We start from the raw sequence: 19,612 nt of genomic DNA, 5'->3' as shown, positions 1-19,612 counted from the left end.
GCGCGACGCTAAGACCGACGGCGCGTGTGAGTTCCCTCGACAATCCCGGAGGGCGACGGCGTGGCGGCATCACGCCGCACTGTACACAAGAGCGTACGCGGCCGCAAGGGCCGCGTACGCTCTGTGTCCTATGTCACTAATGCGTATCTACTGCTTTACAAACACAAATGTCGCTTGAGTCGTGGGATCCTTGTACGAGAACTGCGTGGTGCCGGTGAGCGTTCCTTGCACCGCGGTCGAGCCGGTGAGCGTCACGGTGACCAGTGTCCCGCTCGCGCTGATGGTTCCCGCCAAGGGGAGCGTCGACGTCGTGGGCGTTCCCGTGCCGACCGTGGTTCGAATCGACTCGGTCCCCGTGAATGTGCCGGTTGACGTCACCACGACGCTCGCGCCCAGGAGCTCGACCTTCGTGCCCCCGGTATTCGAGATCGTGAACGGAAGCGCCGCGCCGTTCGCCGTCGTGAGATTCCATGTCCCCGCCAAAGACACGATCGTCGGCGTGTTGTCGTTGTCGCTGCCGCATGCCATGAGGGCGAGTGGGAGCGTCGCCAGCAAGAGTAACCGCCGCATCTGAAGCCTCCGCCTAAAGTGGTAAGATTCCGAACTGCGAACTATCGGATGCGCTTGGCGGCAAGATCGGCGCCGTTCTGGTGGAGGACGAGCCCGGTGACGGTTCCTTGTGCATCGCGCGTGAAGGTGATCTGTGCGTCGACCACCTTGAAAAAGAAGTCAGTCTCCGACTCGGCGAACAGGTCGGCGACGTTCTGCCCCGTCGGACGGACCTGTAACACCGAGTCCGCCAAGGTGACCTCCAGCACCAACTGCGGTCCGAGCTGATACGTGCCAACGTATCGTTGAAGGACATCGCGGCCCACGGCGATCGCGGTGCGCTTCTTCGGTGGAATCGGCTTCGGCTGCAGTGGGATCCCCCGGTCGAGCAGATGCATGCCGATGTCGTCCGCGCCCTCTCCTCCGCTGTTCGACATCACCACGACCGCCATGTGGCGTGAGGGCGCGAGGCCTATGAACGTGCGATAACCGCCCGTTCCGCCGTTGTGCCAGACGATCGTGTCGCCGAATGCCGTGTGAATGCTCAACCAGTTGAGCCCGATTTTCTGTTGCGGACCGCCCGCTGGAGCGCGCTCCTGCTGCGCGAACGCCATCGTCGGCCCCAGGGGCCCGCGCTCCGGGTGCACGTTCGCCGCGGCGAACTTGAGCATATCGTTCGTCGTCGACCGGATCGCGCCGGCCCCAGCCAACGCGTCGAGGTCCCAGTTCGACGTCACGGCTCCCTGCTCGTCGTGGCCGAGCGCGAGATGTGCTTTCATCCACGGCGTGAGCACGACGCCGGTGTTTCGCATGTCCAACGGCTTCCAGACGCGCTCCCGCTCCATCTCCTCGTACGACTGACTCGTGATGAGCGTCAGCACATGGCCGAGGAGGCCGACCCCGAGGTTCGAGTACTCGAATTGCGCGCCGGGGTCCCGCGTCAACGTGTAGTGCGAGACGAAGTCGTAGAGTTGGGGCACGCCGTAGTCGACGTATGGATTCTTCGGGTCCTTGGGCCTGAAGTTGTTGGGCATCCGCGGCAGGCCGGAGTTCTGCTCGGAAAGTGTGCCGAGCGTAATCTTCAGCCCGTTGCGCTCCGGCACGTGGACCGACGCGGGCAGGAACTTATCGATCGGATCCTCGAGGTGGACCCGTCCTTCCTTCACCAGCTCGGCGAGCACCGTCGCCGTGAAGACCTTCGAGATGGAGCCGATCTCGAAGACGGAATTTGCGTCGAGCGGCGGCTGCCCGGGGCCCGGATCACCATAGGCGACGACGCGTGTGCGGCCGTCGTCGTCGAGCATGCCGACGACGATTCCGGCGCTGCGCTTGTCGTCCACGCGCTGCTTGATGATCGACCGCACGACCGAGTCGGCCGGAAACGCTCGCGTCGCTGAAGGGGCGCCGAGCGATCCGCCTTGAGCGTGCATCGGAGGCGGTGCAACGACCGCTCCGGCGGCCAGCGCGAGAAGGACAACGCGGAAGACCATGATCGAGCTCTCGTCGGGGTGGGGGGTGTGGGGGTGGGGACATTGAAGTGTAGCCGGAATGGCGTGCATCCGCGCGACGCTCGATCTTTCAGGCGCGACTTCTACCGCGACCAGCACACCCTTCGATGAATCCCACGATCGCCCGCAGCGCGCTCTTGCTCGTCGGTTCCAACGTGTTCATGACGTTTGCCTGGTACGCCCACCTCAAGAACCTGGGCAGCCGTCCTCTGCTCGTGGCAATCGTCGCCAGCTGGGGAATCGCCTTTTTCGAGTACACTCTTCAGGTGCCGGCGAACCGCATCGGTTTCGGCGCGATGACACTCGGCCAGCTCAAGATCATGCAGGAAGTGATCACGCTCGGCGTGTTCGTGCCGTTCGCCGTGCTCTACATGCGCCAGCCGCTCAAGCTCGATTTCCTCTGGGCGGGGCTGTGCATGGTGGGCGCGGTCTACTTCATGTTTCGCGGCTAGCGGCGAAACTCACGGATTCGCGACATATGCCAGATGCAGCTTGCCGGAGACCGGCACCTGGCGTTCGACGTTTTCGGTGTGTTGCTGTGTGCACACTTGATTCCCGCTTCTGTCGGTCGTGTAGCGAATGCAGCTCACCGAGCGGTCGAGGACCGTCTTGTGAGTCGAAAACTGGGCGCCCGCGACCGGCTGGAGCCGGTTGAACGACAGCCCGACGTCGCCGCAGTCGTACACGAACACGTCCAGCCGCGTGCTCTGCGGAAAGTAGCGGCACGACCGCGACTCCACTTCGACCACCACGGTGTCCTCCTTCACGAGAACGCGGCCCTGAATCGGGTCCTTCATGCCGTCGGGATGCTCCGCGAATCGATACACGCCGAAGCGCACCGATGCCGCGGGCGCGCTGACGACATGGTGAGTGCAGGCGCCGAGCGCCGTCGCGGCGAGGAAGAAGAAACGGAGTCTCATGAGCGGCGGGTATTCAGTGCGCCCTCCCACGGGCGTCAGTCGGGATGGGCGACCGTCTCGAGGTGCAGAGTGCCGGTAATCGGCACCTCGCGTTCGGTCGTTTCGGTCTGTTGTTGCGCGCGCACCTGGTTGCCCTTTGAGTCCGTCGTGTACCGCACGCAGGTGGTTTTCCGGTCTCATGCAGAGACCATAACGCCGGGTCCCGGATTCCGCGAGCGACGAATCAGGAACCCCGCCACGGCGAGCAGAGCGAGGATGTCGGGCAAGATCTCGTCGGTCGTGCCGTTCACGTTCGCCGGCCCAACGGCCCGGTTCACGACGTACCCCGCCAACGACGATCCCATCTGGACCTGCTGGTTCGGAGCGGTGGTCTGCCACCAAAACGAGAGCGCGACGACGCACGCACAGCCGGCGACAAGCCACGCGCTCCGTCGTGACAATCTGAATCGCGGAACCGGCCAGTCGGCGAACAACAGATACGCCGAAAAATTGACCGCGAAGCCGATGTCGAGCACGAGGAGCGTGCCGGTGTGAAAGAACACCGCGAGCACGATCCAGGCGCGAAACCACGTCCGTCGAATCACCGCAGCGAGGAACAACAGTTCGAAGCCGACAGTCGCCCAGTCAAGCCCTTCCCACACGAACTTCGATCGTACGTGCATCGCGAACGGAGCCAGCAGCACGCCACTCGAGGTGCCGTAGAAATTCTGAATCAAGTGGCCGTAGCTCGCCTGCGTGCGGGGATCGAGCCAGCCGGTGACCAGTTTCTGAAATCCCGCCGTGAACATCGCGAAGCCGACGACGATCGCGAATAGGCCGAGGCAGACCCCCGACCGATTTGGCGCCGCCCGGCCGCGCGCGAGCGTGAACCGATTTCCCCATCCCGATCCTGCCATCACCAGCGGCCCGAGGGCGAGCAGTATGTGGTGGTCGATCTTGCCGAACGAGAACTGAAGATTCGAGCCGACGATCAGCAGTACCGAGGTCAACACCGACACGGTCGCCACGAAAAACCCGAGCAGCAACAGCAAGAAGCAAACGACGAGCGCGAAACTCAGCGTCCACAAGAACCCGTACGACGGCCACCCCGAGAGCAGGTCGGCCGGGCTCAGGAGCGGCGGGTCGAATAGCAGCTGCGGCGTCTTCGCAATCCACGTGAACGTGGGAAGGCCGATCACGAACAAGACGAACGCGCAATACAGCACGCGGAGGAATCCGAGCTGTTCGTCGCTGACGAAATACTCGTGGTCGAGCCAGGACTGCGCGCGGCCGAGAGGTCCGCCGGCGGATGCGGTGCCGGCCGTGGGCGAGGCGGCAGCGCCCGTGGTCGAGAGCCCGGCCGTCACCGGAGATGAAACTCTCGGCTTCGATGCACTCGCGGGGGCTCGACGTAATTCAACCGTTCGGCGTCGACGTCGCGCAACGTTTCTTCAATGCGCAGGCTGTCCCAGTCGGCGCGCCCGGTCAGCTCCGACAAGCGCTCTTCGGCGTACGCATCGAACTCGAGCACGCCGGCATCCGATCGCAGCTTGGCGCGATGGAGCAACTTGCCGCGAACCTGAAGCACGCCCGAAAACGGCGGAGGCGTGGAGTCGAGCAGGAACGGCAGGTCGAACATCAGATACGAACTCGGCACGCGGTCGAAAAAGGTGTCGGCCCCCAGCACCAACGCGGAGTCGGCGGGCCCGCTGGCGACCACGCGATAGCCTCGAATGGTCGCTCTGCCGGTGGTCGGCGGACTCCCGAGGAAGCCCGGCTCGATCACTGCGGGATACGGTTCGGACCACCAAAAGGCGATGGCGAACTGTGCGAAGAGAAAGCCGACGAACCCGACCAGGAACAGCCTCCTCGTTCTCAATTCGGGCACGCCATGTCCTCCACGGGTCAGCTTGATGGTTCCGCGGCAATTTAGTGGTCACGACGTCGGCGGGCCATTCAAAAAACTTCACAGTATGCTTTACTCTGAACATCATCGTCATGAAGAAACAACAAACTGCCCGCCGATTGGGTCAGCGGGCAGTCTCAAACCGTGCCATCCAAAAAATGTTCTATTGACTGGGGCGGGTGGACTCGAACCACCAACTTTCTGATTAACAGTCAGACGGTCTGCCAATTGACCTACGCCCCATCGACGACAACTGACGTCTTGCGGCGAACACCACCCTGTCGATCGTCCAGACTCGCCGAGGCTTCCAACGTCACATCTTTCCACAGACTGCCACCTCAACGAAAAGGCCCGCCATGTCGACTTCTGGCGGGCCTCTCGATCACTGAACAGCCGAGTGCGCCCTAACCAGAGTTCCGGTTGGAGTTCCGATTATTGGAGCGATTGCGGTTCAGTGCGCCGTTTGCCATGCGAAGCAAGCTAGATACCGTCGCACGCGCGGTCAACGCCATCGTGCTACTCGCTTCGCAACGCGACGAGCGGGTCCACCCGCGTCGCGCGTAGCGCGGGGACCAGACACGCGATCAAGCCGACCAGGGTCAGCACGACCGCGACACCCACGAAGATCGACGGGTCGCGCGGCTGAACCTGGAAGAGAATGGCCTTGAGCAGCTGGCCCATCCCGGTCGCGAACAGCAGGCCGAGCGACATGCCGACGACGAGCTGGACGAGGCCTTGGCGGAAGATCATGCGCACGACGTCGCGCGCGCGCGCGCCGAGGGCCATGCGGATACCGACTTCGCGGATTCTGCGGCTCACCGAGAACGACATCACCGCGTACAGGCCGACCGACGCCAGGAAGAGCGCGACGAACCCGAAGATCATGAACATCGTCCCGAACACGCGGACGAACCATACTTGCTGCGCGATCTGGTGCTCGTACGTGTCCACCCAATAGAGCGGAATGTCCGGGTTGACCGACGCAACGGTTTGGCGGAGCGACGGGGCGAGCGACGTCGGTGGGCCCGACGTGCGCAGCGAGATCCAGGCGAAATTCTGGCGCGACTGAGCGAACGGTTGGTAGATCGCCGGCACGATCGGGCGCTCGTTGTCGCCGGTGAACATGTTGCCGACGACACCCACGACGGTGAGCCACGGCTGCTTGCTGGTCGAGTTTCCGATGCGAATGCGTTTGCCGATCGGGCTCTGGTTCTTGAAGAACTTCGAGACGAACTCGCGATTGACGATCGCAACAGGAAGCTCGCCGGGGCGGTCGCTGATCGTGAACGCGCGGCCGTCGAGGACCGGCGCCTTCACCGTGTTGAAGAAGTCGGGTGTCACCGACAACCAACGCGCGTTCGGATAATCCTTGTCTTTGAGGTAGCTCTGTCCCTCGAGGCCGAACGTCGCGCCTCCAAAGCCCTGTCTCGTGGCCGGAAGTCCCGAGCTCACCGAGGCGGAGACGACGCCCGGCAACGCCGCGACTCTTTGCTGCACGTCGTCGAAGAAGCGCCACTGCGCGATCGTGTCGGTGTAGGCGGCGGGGAAGCCGACGCGAGCGGTCAGCACGTCCTTCGTCGTGAACCCGGGATCGAGATTCCGCAACTGCGCGACGCTCTTGATCATGAGGCCCGCGGCGACGAGCAGCCCGCACGACAGCGCGATCTCGAAAATCACGAGCCCTTTGCTGATGCGGCCGATGCGGAAGCTCGATGCGCCGCGGGAATCGTCCTTGAGGATCTCGTTGATGTCCGCGCGCGACGATTGATAGGCCGGGATGGCGCCGGCGGCGAGCGTCGTGAGCGCCGCGACGCCGATCGTGAACAGCAGGACCTGCGGATGCAGACGGATGTCGATGAAGGATGGCACCTGCGTCGTCGCGGCGAGGGCTCGGTTGAATCCGTCCACGCCGAAATACGCGACGGCGACGCCGAAACCGGTGGCCGCCAGCGACAGCACCAGCGACTCGGCCAGGAACTGGCGGACGACGGCGCCGCGCGAAGCGCCGAGCGCGGTGCGCACGCCGACTTCTTTCGTGCGATGCGCCGCGCGGTCGAGCAAAAGATTCGCCACGTTGGCGCACGCGATGAGCAGCACGAAGAAGACCGCCGCGAGCATCGTCCAGAGCAGTTGGCGCGGCTCTTTGCCGATGTAGCTGTCGATGAAGTTTCGCGCGGTGGTCGTGAATCCCTCGTCGGCCTGCGGATAGGCGGCCGCAAGCCGCTTGGCGATCGTCGCCACCTCGACGTTTGCCTGATCGAGGGACACCCCCGGCTTCAGCTTTGCGAAGACCTCGTACTGCGGGCTGTGTTCGCGATCGGTCGCGTTCGGATCCGTTTGCATCGGGAGCCAGATCTGGTCGTTCTCCGGGAACTCGAACCGCTCGGGCATCACGCCGACCACGGTCGTCGGCACGCCGTTCACGCGGATGATGCGTCCGATGACGTTCGCGTCCGACGCGTAGCGGTCGTGCCACATGCGGTACGCCAGAATCGCCACCTTCTCGCCCTGCGGCGTATCCTCGCCGGCGCGAAAGTGCCGTCCAAGAATCGGCTTCACGCCGGTCATCGACAACGTGTTGGACGTTATCCAGGCGCCGTCGAAACGCTCGGCTTTCTCGTCGCCGCTCACGAAGATCGTCCCCGACGTCACGGCCGCAAGCTCGGAGAACGACCGCTGTTGCGCCTTGTAGTCGCCGAAATCGAGCAGCGAGATTCCCGACTGGTTGATTCCGCGCGCCGGGTTTTCCCGGCGAAGGGTGACGATGCGGTCGCCCTCGGCGTACGGCAGCCCTCTGAGCATTGCGCCGTACACGATGCTGAACATCGTCGTCGTGAGCCCGATGCCGAGCGTCAGCGCGAGGACGGCGACGGCGGTGAGACCCGGAGCTTTCAACAGCGATCGAAGGCCGTAGCGGACGTCGCGAAGCAGCGATTGCATGTCGGTCCCGGCGAGAGTGAGCGCGACCTGCCCCCGAGGTCGTACGCACTCCGTTCGCCCGGGTTTCAGCCGGTGGACCGGCGACCCGGCGGTCCCTACGTCATCAACCGCAGGTACTCACGATCCCACGCCGCGGGAATGCTCTCGCGTGGCGAATATGGACCGGGCGCGTATCGGCGCGAGCCGATTCCCCTTTGACTCCAGGCGACGATGTCCCAATCCTGCCGGTTGGTCACGTCCCAAAATGCGACCGCGTCGGCCGGATTGAAGTCCGGGTCGTGCCTGTTCTCCGGTGAAAACATCCACTCCGATTCGACGATCGTCCGATCGACACCGTCGGGCGTGAGCAGATAGTAGTTCACGTAGTCCGGATGGATGCTCAGCATCAGGTTGGGCATGAGCGTGTAGTAGAACGCGCGATGCCGATCGGCCTCGGGCAGCGCGGGAGCCACCGGTCGTCCGCAGGCTCGGCCGCTGAGTGTCGCGCTCTCGTGCGGCGCGCTGATTTCCATGTATCCGCCGAGGAACGGTCCATCGATCAGATCGTTGGCCCCGCTCTGGTACGGCAGGACGACCGACAACTCAGGGTGAATCATCGGACAGTGCAGGCACTCCGAGTAATTCTGGAAGACGAGCTTCCAGTTCGCCTGCACCTCGTAGCGTACGCTGTGACCGACCTCGAGATCGGAGAGACCAAAGCGCGAGAGCCGAGGCATCATCGGCGCAAAATATTGGTCGAAGGGCTGCGGTTCGTCGCTGACGTTCACGAACAGAAAGCCCCCGTATTCAGCCACGGCCGCCGCGTGCAGCGGAAAATCGCGCTTGTCGAATCCCTCGACCTCGTGCATATGCGGCGCGCCGATGAGCCGTCCATCGGTCGTATAGGTCCACGCATGGTACGGGCACTGGATCGTCTCGGAGAACTGACCCGACGCTTCGCGGCAGATCTGGGTACCACGGTGCCGGCAGACGTTGAAGAACGCGCGCAGCTCGCCGTCGCGATCGCGAAGGACGATCAGCGATTCTCCGGCGACAGTGCGCACGATGTAATCACCCGGCCGCGCGATTCGGCTCGCTCGGCCGACGCAGTTCCAGTGGCGCGCGAAAATACGCTCGCGCTCCTCGACGAGGACGTCGGGCGACGTGTAATACTCGCGCGGCATCGTATGCGCGCCCTGCTTGTACGCTTCGACCGTACGGTGATACGTGGTCATTTGCCCCTCAGGATCCGTTTCGCCGCCAACCATCCCGCCCCGCCGAGGACGCCCGGGCCGGGATGCGCCCCGGATCCGGCCAGATAGAGGCCGTCGATGGGCATGGAGTAGCGTCCCCAACCGGGTACCGGGCGCATGAACAAAATTTGATCGAGCGTCATCTCGCCGTGCGTCATCGCGCCGTGCGTGACGCCGAAGCGCGTCTCGATATCGGGCGGCGTGAGGACCTCTCGATGCAGCACCGCGTCGGCGAAGCCCGGCATGACGCGGCCGATCGCCCCCATCACGGTCTCGCCGAGCTCGCACGAACGCGTATCATCCCACACCGCACCATCACGCAACTGATACGGCGCGTAGTGCACTCGGGCGAGGAGCACGTGCTGTCCGGCGGGAGCGAGCGACGGCCAGCGCGTCGTCGGCGCCGTGATCTCGATGTGCGGCTCGCCGCAAACGCCGCCGTACTTCGCCGCGTCGTACGCGCGCTCGAGCGCATCGAGCGACGGCGTCAAGCTCATCGTGCTGGTGAGCGCCGACGTTGAATCGTCGAAGCCCGACACGTCGGGCAGGCGGTCGAGGGCGAAACGCACGAACGCAGTGCATCCGCGGAGCTTGATGTTCCGCACCGCGTGGAGAAATTCGGGATCGAGCCAGACCGGATCGACCAAGCCGAGCAACGTGAGCACCGGATCGGCCGTCGAAACGACGATCGGTGCCGAGATCTCCTCGCCGGTGTCGAGGACGACGCCCGTGACGACGTCGTCGCGCACGACGATCGTGGCGGCGCCGGCACCGGTGCGGACGGCAACGTCGTTGCCGCGTGCGACGTCGGCGACCGCGCTGATGAACGCATCCGGCCCGTCACGCCACCACGGCCGCGCGCCAACCGAGCCCGCTCGCGCGCCGATGAGGTGGTGCAGGAGCACGAACGACGTGCCGCCGGATCGCGGGCCTTGGCGGATGTCGCGAACCCCGCCGGCGGCCACGGCCGCCTTGACCAGCGGGCTCTCGAACCAGTCGTCGAGCAAATCCTGAAGCGACATCGGCAGCACGCGCAACAGCTCGAGCATGTCCGCGCGGCCGAGCGCGCGAAATTTGCGACCGAGCGACAGGAGCGGCGCGAGCTCACCCAATGACAGCGCCGCGTCAACGTCGGGCGGCGGGAGCTGGTAGAGCGCCTCGAGAAAACCAGCGAGCTTTGCGAGTCGCTCGGTGAAATTGGCCCACCGTTCCGCGTCTCGTGTCGAGTATGGGCGAATCGAGTCCGCGGCCCACCCGCGGTCGGCGGAAAGGGCAAGCACGCCGCCATCGCCGGCGACAGACGCGCCGACGCCGGGTGTCACCACATCAATCGGCGGAAGCGCGAGCCCGCGGGCGACCGTCGGCGGAAGCCAGCCCGTGTCGGCGGACAGCGCTGCGCGAAAGCCGGGCGCGAACTCCGACGTTCGTCGCTGTCCTCCGATCTCCTCCGCCCGCTCGACAACGAGCACGCGTCGCCCGGCCCTGCCGAGCGCCGCCGCGGCAACGAGCCCATTCGAGCCCGCGCCGATGACGATCGCGTCGAAGGTGGAAACGGCGGTCACGAGACGATCTCCATCGCGGCGAGTCGGCCCGACGCGCCCATGATACCGCCGCCGGGATGCGTTCCGGCCCCGCACTGCCAGTAGCCCTTGATTGGCGTTCGATACTTGGCCGATTGCGCCGCCGGCCGGAGAAAAAAGAGCTGGTGCAGCGCGAGCTCGCCTTGGAAGATGTTCCCTTCGGAGAGGCCCGTGATCCGTTCGATGTCGGCCGGCGTCAGCACCTGTCGGTGCAGAATGAGCGATTCGATGTTCGGCGCGTACCGTGCGACGGTCTTCACAACCGCGTCGCCGAACGCCTCACGCTTCACGGCGTCCCAACCGCCCGTCACGTTGTACGGCGCGTACTGGACGAAAATGCTCATGACGTGCTTGCCCGGCGGCGCCATGCCGGGATCGATCATCGACGGAAACACGATGTCCATATACGGATTGCGCGAGAAGTTCCCGTATTTGGCGTCGTCGTACGCGCGCTCGAGATATTCGACGCTCGGACTGATCGAGAACGCACCGCGATGGTGCGGACCGACGCCGGGCAGACAGGTGAACTCCGGCAAGCCACTCAACGCGAGATTCACCTTGCCCGAGGAGCCGCGGAACTTGTACCGCTCGACTTCCTCCACGAGATCGCCCGGCAACTCCTTGCGATCGACCAGCTGCAGGAACGTGCGGCGGGGGTCGAGCCCGGAGACCACGATCGGCGCGGTGATCTCGTCGCCGTTCTCGAGCACGACGCCGCGCACGCGCCCATCCTGGACGAGAACCCGGTCGACCGGCGCGTTCGTGCGGATCTCGGCGCCGAGTGCGCGCGCCGACGACGCGATGGCCTCGCTGATCGCGCCGGTTCCGCCTTTCTGAAATCCCCACGCGCGAAACGCACCGTCGATCTCACCCATGTAGTGATGCAGCAGCACGTACGCCGAACCCGGCGACCGGGGGCCGAGAAAGGTGCCGATGATGCCGCTGGCGGACTTTGTCGCTTTGAGTGCGTCGAACTCGTACCACTCGTCCAGATAATCGGCGCTGCTCATCGTCATCAGCTTGTAGAGCGCGTGAAATCGCTCCGCTCCCAACGCGCGCAGATGGCCGCCGAGCTTGAGCAGGCCGCGCAAATCCGACGGCGCCAGCGACGACGGGTCGGGCGGCACCATGGCGAGGATCGGCTTCACGGCCATCGCCATGTGGTGCATCATCCGCCCGAACTCGATCGCCGCCTCGGCGTCGCGAGGCGAATGCCGCGCGAGCTCGCGACGCGTCTCGTCCGGATCGGCCCACCCCGCGAGGTAGTCGCCATTGTCGAGCGGCGTGACCGTACTCTCGAGCGGCAGTATCTGCAGCCCGTGACTCGGCAGGTCGAGGTCGCGGATGATCTCGGGCCGCAGAAGGCTCACGACATACGAGAACACCGAAAACTTGAAGCCGCGGAACACCTCTTCCGTGACGGCCGCGCCCCCGACGAGAGGCCGTCGCTCGAGGACGAGCGTCCTGAGGCCCGCGCGCGCCAGGTAGGCGGCGCACACCAGTCCGTTGTGCCCGCCGCCGACGACGATGGCGTCTTGTTTTGGGACACCGGGCATACTCATGCCTTCTTCCGCGGCGGATCGAAGAACGGGAGTTTGCGGACAACGGCGCGTGCGCGTTTGCGCCGGTGCTCGACGGTAACCTCGAGCTCCACGCCGGCGCCGGGCTGAAAATGCGGTGCCACCAGGTGGCCTAGCGCGAGATACTTCTTGAGCAACGGCGACCAGCAACCGCTGGTCGCGTAGCCGATTTGTTTTCCGTCCTTGTAGACGGGCGCGCTCGTGCGCCAGGCGACGGTCGGCAGGTGCGGCGGGAGCCCTCGCTCCGCGTAGATCCTTTCGAGAGACTCCCAGTCGACGTCCAGGCCGACGAACCCCCAGGCGGGTCCACGCGCGTGTTCGGCGCGTAGCGCGCGGCGGCCGTTGTACGGACCTTTGTCGGCGCTCACGGTCCACGCGAGATTGAGCTCGAACGGCGACGATTTCTGGTCCTCGATCACGGCGCGATGCGACGAGTAGTAGTCGACGTCGAGCATCACGAGGCCCGCCTCGATGCGCGCGAGATCGAGCGCCCAAATGCCGGCCGGCGTGATCCCGTACGGCGTGCCAGCTTCGATCAGCGCGTCCCAGAGAGCCGTGGCGCGATCGGCGTCGACCCAGAGCTCAAAGCCGAGATCGCCGGTATAGCCCGTCCGCGAGATCGTCACCGGGATCTCGCGGACAGTGGTGTGCACGAGACGGAAATACTTGAGGGCGGAGAGATCCGCGGGTGTGAGGTGTTGGAGAATGGTCCGGGACGATGGACCTTGCAGCGCAAGCGCGCCGGTGCGCTCCGAGACGTCCTCGATGGAGACCTCGAGCCCGACGGAATTCATCGATAGCCAACGCAGGTTCGGCTCGGCGCTCGTCAGTCGGAACGTGTGCTCGTCGAGGCGGCTTATCGTGCCGTCGTCGATCACTTTGCCGTGGACGTCGCACCACGGCGTGTAGAGCACCTGGCCGACGCGACACTTGCTGACATCGCGAGTGACCATGCGATCGAGCAGGCGCGCCGCATCCGGCCCGGCAATTCGGTATTTGTACAGCGGCGACACATCGAGCAGGGCCGCGGCATTGCGAACAGCGGCGTACTCGCGATCAGGGTGCGGCTCGTATGCGCTCGCCACCTGATAACCCGCCCATCGACGCCACGTTTGGGCGCGAACGAGCGGGGCCGTGCGAGCGTGGAATGGGGTAGTCTTGAGCGTCTGGTCGACGGCGGCGTTCGGCATGCGGCCCAACTTAGCCCGCGAATCAGTCGCTCACGAGATGGCCTCGTCGGCCCCGAATCCTTCACTCCCTCGCGGGCGTAGTCCCTAGGTCGCGGTTGTCCGCGCGGTTACGGCTTGCAAGGATTTCAGTCCTCTGCTGGACATCCCTTGCGTACCATGGAAGGATTGAAGAGCGCTGCTGAGATGGGAGGCACCTCCGTGAGCTTGGTTCGGCGCACCTTTGTCGGGGTGATCGTCGCGCTTGTCGTCGGTGGCGCGGCCGCCGGTGCGCAGGCAGGGTCGGCGCCGGCGGCGCGGTTGACGCCGGTCGATTCCGCGAATCGATGGGTCGACTCCATCTTCGCGCCGTACAGCTCGACATCGTCGCCGGGGTGCGCCGTGGGCGTCGTGCGTGACGGGCAGCTCGCGTTCGCCAAGGGGTACGGCATGGCCGACCTCGAGCACGACACGCCGATCACACCGTCCACGCGCTTCTACATCGCTTCGCTCTCCAAGCAGTTCACGGCCATGAGCATCGTGCTGCTCGCGCAAGAGGGGCGTCTGTCGCTCGACGACTGGGTTCGGCGCTGGGTGCCGCAGGTGCCCTCGTTCGGCTCGCCGATCACGCTGCGCCAGCTGCTGCACCACACGAGCGGGCTACGCGACTACTTCACACTTCTCGCATTGTCGGGGTGGCCGAGCGACGGCCTCCTCACCGAGTCGCAATTCATCGATTTGGTCAGCCGTCAGAAAAGTCTGAACTTTACGCCCGGCGACGAGTTCCTCTACAGCAACACGGGCTACGCGCTGCTCGCCATGGTCGTCGAGCGCGCGTCGGGCCAGTCGCTCCGCGACTACGCAGCCGACCACATCTTCAAGCCGCTCGGCATGACGCACACCGAGTTTCGCGACGACCACACGCAGCTCATCCCGCATCGCGCGGTCGGCTATCAACCGACGGCCTCGGGATATCGGATCAGCCAGCCCGAGCTCGACGTCGTGGGCGACGGCGGCGTCTACTCGACGATCGAAGATCTGGCCAAGTGGGACGCGAATTTCGAATCGGGACGCGTCGGCGGTCGGGATGGCGTGGCCGAGCTCGAGGAACCGGGCCGGCTGAACAACGGCCAGGCCATTCCGTACGCGTTGGCGCTCACCGTGGGCGACATGGCCGGCATGAGCACTTTTTCACATCGCGGGGCGTACGGCGGCTATCGCAGCGCCATGCTCATGATCCCTTCGCGCCGTCTGAGCGTGATCTCCCTGTGCAACACGTCGGGCGCGCCGACGACCCTGGTCGACCAGGTGGCGACGATCCATCTCGGCTTGATCCCCAGGCAGCGCGCGGTGGCGGCCGCCGCGGCCACGCGCGCGATCGATTTCTCGGCGGGCCCGTTCAGCGTCGGCACCGCGTCGACGGCGGGCGACTCGACGATCGCTCGTAAGCGAAACGACCAGCTGACCCAGCTCGCCGGGGAGTTCTACAGTCCCGAGCTCGACCTCGCCGTGTCGCTCGTGCCGCGAGAGGGCATTCTCCTGCTCCGGCGCCCGCACGAGTCCGACCTGCGGTTCGTCACCTTCACGACCGACCTGTTCACGAACAACGACCAGATGCTGCTGCGCGTCGTGCGCAACGAACGGGGCGCGGTGAACGGGTTCACGCTCTCGATCAACCGCGTGCGCGATCTGGAATTCGTGAAGCGGCCGGCCGATCGCAGCGTGCCGTTCTGGCAATTCTAACGAGTCGCTCAGCGCCGCGGCTTCGCGCGTTTCGTCGGCGCAGCGGTGAGCGGATCCTCCGGCCATTCGTGACGGGGATATCGCCCGCGTAGATCCTTTCGCACGTCGAAGTAACTCGTGCGCCAGAATCCGGCGAGGTCGCGCGTGGTCTGCACCGGACGGTGCGCCGGCGAAAGAAGCTGCATCGTGACGGGAACGCGGCCGTCCAGCACCCGGGGCGATTCCGTCAGCCCGAACACCTCTTGCAAGCGGACCGCGACCTTGGGCGCGGCGGGATCCGAGTAGTCGATGGGAATGCGCGAGCCGGTGGGAACGACGACGTGCGACGGAGCGAGGTTGTCGAGCGCCCGCCGCCGCCGCCAGTCGAGCAACGACGAGAGCGCTTCGGAGAGATCCACCTGCTGAAGCGCGGAGAGCCGACGAACGCCGGCGAGCGACGGCGCCAACCACTCGTCGAGGCGCGCCGTGAGCGCGTCGTCGGACACGTCGGGCCATTCACGATCGTGAAACGCGACGAACGACATGCGTTGGCGCAGACGGGTCGCGGCGTCGGACCATGGCAACCCCGACACGCCGCGGCGCCGAATCGCCCGGAGGAGCGCCGCGCGCGCCGACTCCTCCGACGGCGCGGCGAGCGAAGATTCGCGCAGCACGATCGCGCCGAGTCGCTCGACACGCCGAGCGGCGACGGCGCCCGTCGAATCGTCGAGGTCCACCGACTCGTCGGTCACGATCTGATCGCCGAACAAGCGGCGCACGTCATCCTCGTCGACCGCCGCCGCGAGAAAGATCTGCGCTTCGGGCTTCCGGTCGTCCAACTGCGCGACGACGATGAACGGCGACGCGGCGAGCGAATCGCTCTCTCGCACTTCGGCGCCGCGACCGTTGCGCAAAACGAAACGCGCCCGTGTCCCCGGGCCGGTCGCGGAACGACGCTTCGCGACGCGGTCGGGGTAGGCGAGTGCGATCAGCGCGCCCGGATCCGGTGGACGGGTGGACGGGTGGACAGGTGGACGGCCGGTGACTGAGACGGACTCCAGTCGCTCGGCGAGGCGATCCGACTCCGTCCTCGCTCGCCGAAGAGCGTCGCGGTCGACGTCGGCCGACGCGTCGCGGGATGCACGCATGAGATCGAGCCGGCGCGCGAGATCCGAATCACTCGAGCCTTCCTGAAAGCGAACGACGTCGCGCTCCGAGAGAAGCGCGGCGATGTCGCAGGCGATCTTCGCGGCGCCCAGCTCTGTCGCGCGAATCAGCATGTGCGCGAGCCGCGGGTGCACCGCGAGCTCTCCCATGGCGCGGCCGTGCGCGGTCGCGACGCCGGATGCATCGATCGCCTCGAGCTCGGCCAAGAGCTCGCGCGCCTGCGCGAAGGCAGCGGCCGGCGGCGTGTCGAGCCAAGCGAGCTCCGAGGGGTCGGTCACCCCGGCGACGGCGAGATCCAACGCCAGCGGAGACAAGTCGGCGTGGAGGATCTCGGGCGGCGACTGCTCGAGAAGGTGCGTGGTTTCGTGCTCGGCCCAGAGCCGGTAGCAGACGCCCGGCGCTGTACGGCCGGCGCGTCCGCGCCGCTGGTCCGCCGACGATTTCGAGACGCGTACCGTCTCGAGTCGCGTCATGCCGGTGCGCGGCGAGAAGCGCGGCGCGCGGGAAAGCCCGCTGTCGACGACGATTCGAATTCCCTCGATCGTGAGGCTCGTTTCGGCGATCGACGTCGACAGCACGACTTTGCGGCGCCCGCCGCGGTCCGGGAACAGCGCGCGGTCTTGCGCGTCGCGCTCGAGCATCCCGTACAGCGGCGCTACGATCACGCTCCGATCGACACGTTCGGCGAGCGATGCCTCGACGCGGCGGATCTCGCCAGCGCCGGGCAAAAACACGAGCACGTCGCCATCGTCGCGCCGCAGCGCGTCGACGACCGCGTTGGTCACCGCGCCTTCGATGCGCGGCTCGCGCCGCGGCTCGACGTAGCGGGTCTCGACCGCGTACGTCCGGCCCTGACTCGTCACGATCTGCGCGTCGCCAAGGAGCCGCGCGACGGATTCGCCGTCGAGCGTCGCCGACATGACGACGATGCGCAGGTCGTCGCGCAGCATCGCCCTGGTGCGAAGGGCGAGCGCGAGCCCGAGATCCGCGTCGAGACTTCGCTCGTGGAATTCGTCGAAGATCAGGATGCCGACGCCGTCGAGCGTCGGATCGCGCTGGAGACGCCGCGTGAGCACGCCTTCCGTGACCACCTCGACACGCGTGGCGCGTCCGACTCGCCGCTCGCCGCGCATGCGATAGCCGATCGTCTCGCCGATTTCTTCACCGCGCAGCTCCGCCAGCCGCCAGGCCGCCGCGCGTGTCGCGACCCGGCGAGGCTCGAGCATCACGATAGACTGCCCGGTGAGCCACGGAGCATCGAGGAGCGCAAGCGGCACCATCGTCGTCTTTCCCGCCCCTGGCGGCGCCTGCACGACGACGCACCCGCGCTCGCCCAACGCGTCGCGGATGGCTGGCAGAATCGGCTCGATCGGAAGCGCCATGTGTGAAGATGCAAAGGGCCGGCTGATTTTCAGCCGGCCCTCCAAACTTCGCTGTTGTCGGGTCTACCGGTCCGCCTGTCCACCGGTCCACCCGTCCACCCGCCTCACGTCTTCACGATGATCAAGAACTTCGACGCTTCCCAGAACCGATCCGGCTGATCGATGCGCAGGCCGCCGGAGATCGCGCCGTCCTTCGACGCGAACGGCGACGCGTACGCCGGGTTCTGGCGCGTGAAGATCACGTAGTCGCCGTCGGGAAAGTTGATCACCTTGTCCTTCGCGCGGTCGATGCGCGTGAACTTCGAGGGATCGAGCTCGCGGGCCGCGGACATCGTGCGTCCACCGAACAGGTAGAAGCGCCGGTGGCCTTCCTCGACGAGGATGCCCTTCTGGACCAGTTCGTCCTTCGTCCCGATCACATAGTAGGCCGTGTTCACGGCCGTCGTGAGCTGAGTGACCGTATCGGTAAGCGTCTTCGCCTCGCCCATGAGACGCGTGTTCTCGGTGGTCACGGTATCGACCTTCGAGTTCAGCGTGGCGATTTCGGCGGTCTGCTTGGCGATCGTCGCTTCGTAGTCGGCGCGCTGCTGGTCGACCGTGTGGCGCAGATCGGCGATCGTCTTTTCGTATTCGGCGACTTGCGCGACGAGCGTCGAGTCGCGCACGGCGAGCGTCGAGGCGCGCTTGCGGAGCGCCGACACGTGCGCTTCGCTCGAATCGAGCCGCGCAACCAGATTCTGAATGCGCTTTACGACGGCCGCGCGCTCTTCCTTGATGGCGGCCATGTCGGATTCGCTCGTCAGCTTCGTCGTGAGCGCGGCGTTTTGTTTGGCTTTGAGCTTTGCGATCTCGTTATTGAGGTCGTTGACGAACTGTGTCGACGACATGACCTCATTCAGGAGGTCGTTCTTGATCGAGATCAGCGAGTCGGTGCGCAGCGAATCCGCGTGCGCGAGCGCTTTGAGCTTACTTCCTGCCTGTGGGTCACATGCTGCCAGCATCGAGACCGCGGCGACGGGGATGAGCAGACCGAGTTTGCGCATTGTACCGGGGGCCGGGGTGAACAAAAAAAGGGGAGTGTTAGTGGATGGGACCTGCCGGAAAGGAGTATAACAGCTTGATCGTGTTTCGGTCGGACAAGCTCAAGACGTCCACACGAATGAGAGGCGCCATGATGTCCTGCGGATTTGTGCTGTGGCTCAAGCCAAGCGAGTGACCCACCTCATGGAGCGCGATCGCGCGCATGCCGCGTGAATCGAGCGGCATTCCATCGCTGATGTGCGTGGCCAGCGTGATGTCGCCCTGCGTCAGCCAACCGTTTCGGTCGGTGCGCCAGGTGGTTGAACCGGTCTTGTGATCGAGGTGCGTCGTCCAGTGGACGCGGATGTCGGCGTCGCGGCTCGAGGGAACGAACGCGAAGCGAACGGGGATGCCGGCGGTGCCCCACGTGGTGAAGGCGGTACGAACGGCCGCCGGGAAGCTGGCCTGCGGGCCGTCGCAGAGCGAAGAAGAGTCGATCCAGACGCGGATCGGCTGCGCCACACGCGCCGGCCAGCGCTCGATCGTCGAGTCGCGATCGGCGAGAACTGCTTCGATGTACGTGCCTGGAGCCGCGGACAGCACGGCCTCGCGCGAGATGAAATCGCTGGGAGCTCGGCGCGGCTCCGTGAAGCCGTCGAGCGATCCGTCACGGCCACCGGCCGTGTACGCGGTGCAATTGAGCGCGGCCGCCGCGAAAAGCGCGGTGCCCGTGATGCCTGCGACGCGCCCAAGCGCGAGAACAGACCGGCGATGCTGCATTTGACCTGCGGAGGAGGGAGCGACTGTGCCCGGAGGAGGAAGGTTCTTCGTTCGAGCCGGCGAGAGAGACCGGGCGTCTCACTGCCTTTGGAGGCGGGGAAGTGACCTAAGTCACATGTGTCACTCGTACCCGGACTCCACCACAACGTTTCAGCAAAGCGTCAGTTTTTGGTGCAGCCGA

At 65.6% G+C, this 19,612-nt stretch carries 16 protein-coding genes and 1 tRNA gene; 2 read left to right on the top strand and 15 right to left on the bottom strand.

Annotated features, from left to right (window positions below; genetic code table 11):
- Positions 1-147 precede the first annotated feature (147 nt).
- Positions 148-570, bottom strand: a complete 423-nt coding sequence (locus tag VGQ44_14820; GenBank protein HEV8448099.1) for a hypothetical protein — start codon at positions 568-570, stop codon at positions 148-150.
- Between the two features lie 41 nt (positions 571-611).
- On the bottom strand, positions 612-2,039 hold the full coding sequence (locus VGQ44_14815) for a serine hydrolase (GenBank protein ID HEV8448098.1): 1,428 nt from the start codon (positions 2,037-2,039) through the stop codon (positions 612-614).
- A gap of 125 nt (positions 2,040-2,164) precedes the next feature.
- On the opposite strand from VGQ44_14815, the gene VGQ44_14810 reads away from it, so the two are divergent.
- Positions 2,165-2,509: a DMT family protein gene (locus VGQ44_14810; GenBank protein HEV8448097.1), complete on the top strand. Its 345-nt coding sequence runs from the start codon at positions 2,165-2,167 to the stop codon at positions 2,507-2,509.
- A gap of 9 nt (positions 2,510-2,518) precedes the next feature.
- Here the strand turns inward: VGQ44_14810 and VGQ44_14805 are convergent, their stop codons facing one another.
- The 10 genes from VGQ44_14805 to VGQ44_14760 form a co-directional block, all read right to left on the bottom strand.
- Positions 2,519-2,977 (bottom strand): hypothetical protein, encoded by a 459-nt coding sequence (locus tag VGQ44_14805; protein HEV8448096.1) that lies wholly within the window; start codon positions 2,975-2,977, stop codon positions 2,519-2,521.
- Between the two features lie 35 nt (positions 2,978-3,012).
- A complete protein-coding gene (locus VGQ44_14800; GenBank protein ID HEV8448095.1) occupies positions 3,013-3,135 on the bottom strand; it encodes a hypothetical protein in 123 nt (40 codons plus the stop codon).
- An 18-nt stretch (positions 3,136-3,153) separates the two neighbouring features.
- Positions 3,154-4,323, bottom strand: a complete 1,170-nt coding sequence (locus tag VGQ44_14795; GenBank protein ID HEV8448094.1) for a hypothetical protein — start codon at positions 4,321-4,323, stop codon at positions 3,154-3,156.
- Positions 4,320-4,844 (bottom strand): hypothetical protein, encoded by a 525-nt coding sequence (locus VGQ44_14790; protein HEV8448093.1) that lies wholly within the window; start codon positions 4,842-4,844, stop codon positions 4,320-4,322. Before VGQ44_14790 ends, VGQ44_14795 begins: the two co-directional genes overlap by 4 nt.
- Positions 4,845-5,032: 188 nt before the next feature.
- Positions 5,033-5,105 (bottom strand) — tRNA-Asn (locus tag VGQ44_14785).
- A 273-nt stretch (positions 5,106-5,378) separates the two neighbouring features.
- Positions 5,379-7,802, bottom strand: a complete 2,424-nt coding sequence (locus tag VGQ44_14780) for an ABC transporter permease (GenBank protein ID HEV8448092.1) — start codon at positions 7,800-7,802, stop codon at positions 5,379-5,381.
- Positions 7,803-7,897: 95 nt separating this feature from the next.
- Positions 7,898-9,016 (bottom strand): aromatic ring-hydroxylating dioxygenase subunit alpha, encoded by a 1,119-nt coding sequence (locus tag VGQ44_14775; GenBank protein ID HEV8448091.1) that lies wholly within the window; start codon positions 9,014-9,016, stop codon positions 7,898-7,900.
- Positions 9,013-10,596 (bottom strand): NAD(P)/FAD-dependent oxidoreductase, encoded by a 1,584-nt coding sequence (locus tag VGQ44_14770; GenBank protein HEV8448090.1) that lies wholly within the window; start codon positions 10,594-10,596, stop codon positions 9,013-9,015. The genes VGQ44_14775 and VGQ44_14770 overlap by 4 nt, the downstream gene beginning before the upstream one ends.
- A complete protein-coding gene (locus VGQ44_14765) occupies positions 10,593-12,176 on the bottom strand; it encodes an NAD(P)/FAD-dependent oxidoreductase (protein HEV8448089.1) in 1,584 nt (527 codons plus the stop codon). Before VGQ44_14765 ends, VGQ44_14770 begins: the two co-directional genes overlap by 4 nt.
- Entirely contained in the window at positions 12,173-13,384 is a 1,212-nt protein-coding gene (locus VGQ44_14760; protein ID HEV8448088.1) for an aminomethyltransferase family protein, read from the bottom strand. Before VGQ44_14760 ends, VGQ44_14765 begins: the two co-directional genes overlap by 4 nt.
- 198 nt (positions 13,385-13,582) lie before the next feature.
- Here VGQ44_14760 and VGQ44_14755 point away from each other — a divergent pair, with 198 nt between their 5' ends.
- Positions 13,583-15,103, top strand: coding sequence for a serine hydrolase domain-containing protein (locus tag VGQ44_14755; GenBank protein HEV8448087.1), 1,521 nt, complete (start codon positions 13,583-13,585; stop codon positions 15,101-15,103).
- Positions 15,104-15,111: 8 nt separating this feature from the next.
- On the opposite strand, the gene hrpB is transcribed toward VGQ44_14755, so the two are convergent.
- The 3 genes from hrpB to VGQ44_14740 form a co-directional block, all read right to left on the bottom strand.
- The gene (gene hrpB, locus VGQ44_14750) at positions 15,112-17,631 is read right to left on the bottom strand and encodes an ATP-dependent helicase HrpB (protein HEV8448086.1); all 2,520 of its coding nucleotides are present in this window, start codon (positions 17,629-17,631) and stop codon (positions 15,112-15,114) included.
- 104 nt (positions 17,632-17,735) lie between these two features.
- The gene (locus tag VGQ44_14745; GenBank protein HEV8448085.1) at positions 17,736-18,674 is read right to left on the bottom strand and encodes a hypothetical protein; all 939 of its coding nucleotides are present in this window, start codon (positions 18,672-18,674) and stop codon (positions 17,736-17,738) included.
- A 37-nt stretch (positions 18,675-18,711) separates the two neighbouring features.
- Positions 18,712-19,431, bottom strand: a complete 720-nt coding sequence (locus VGQ44_14740; protein HEV8448084.1) for a matrixin family metalloprotease — start codon at positions 19,429-19,431, stop codon at positions 18,712-18,714.
- Positions 19,432-19,612: the final 181 nt, after the last annotated feature.

The sequence above is a fragment of the Gemmatimonadaceae bacterium genome (assembly GCA_036003045.1).
Taxonomy (GTDB): domain Bacteria; phylum Gemmatimonadota; class Gemmatimonadetes; order Gemmatimonadales; family Gemmatimonadaceae; genus JAQBQB01.
This window is presented reverse-complemented; position numbering and strand designations above follow the sequence as displayed.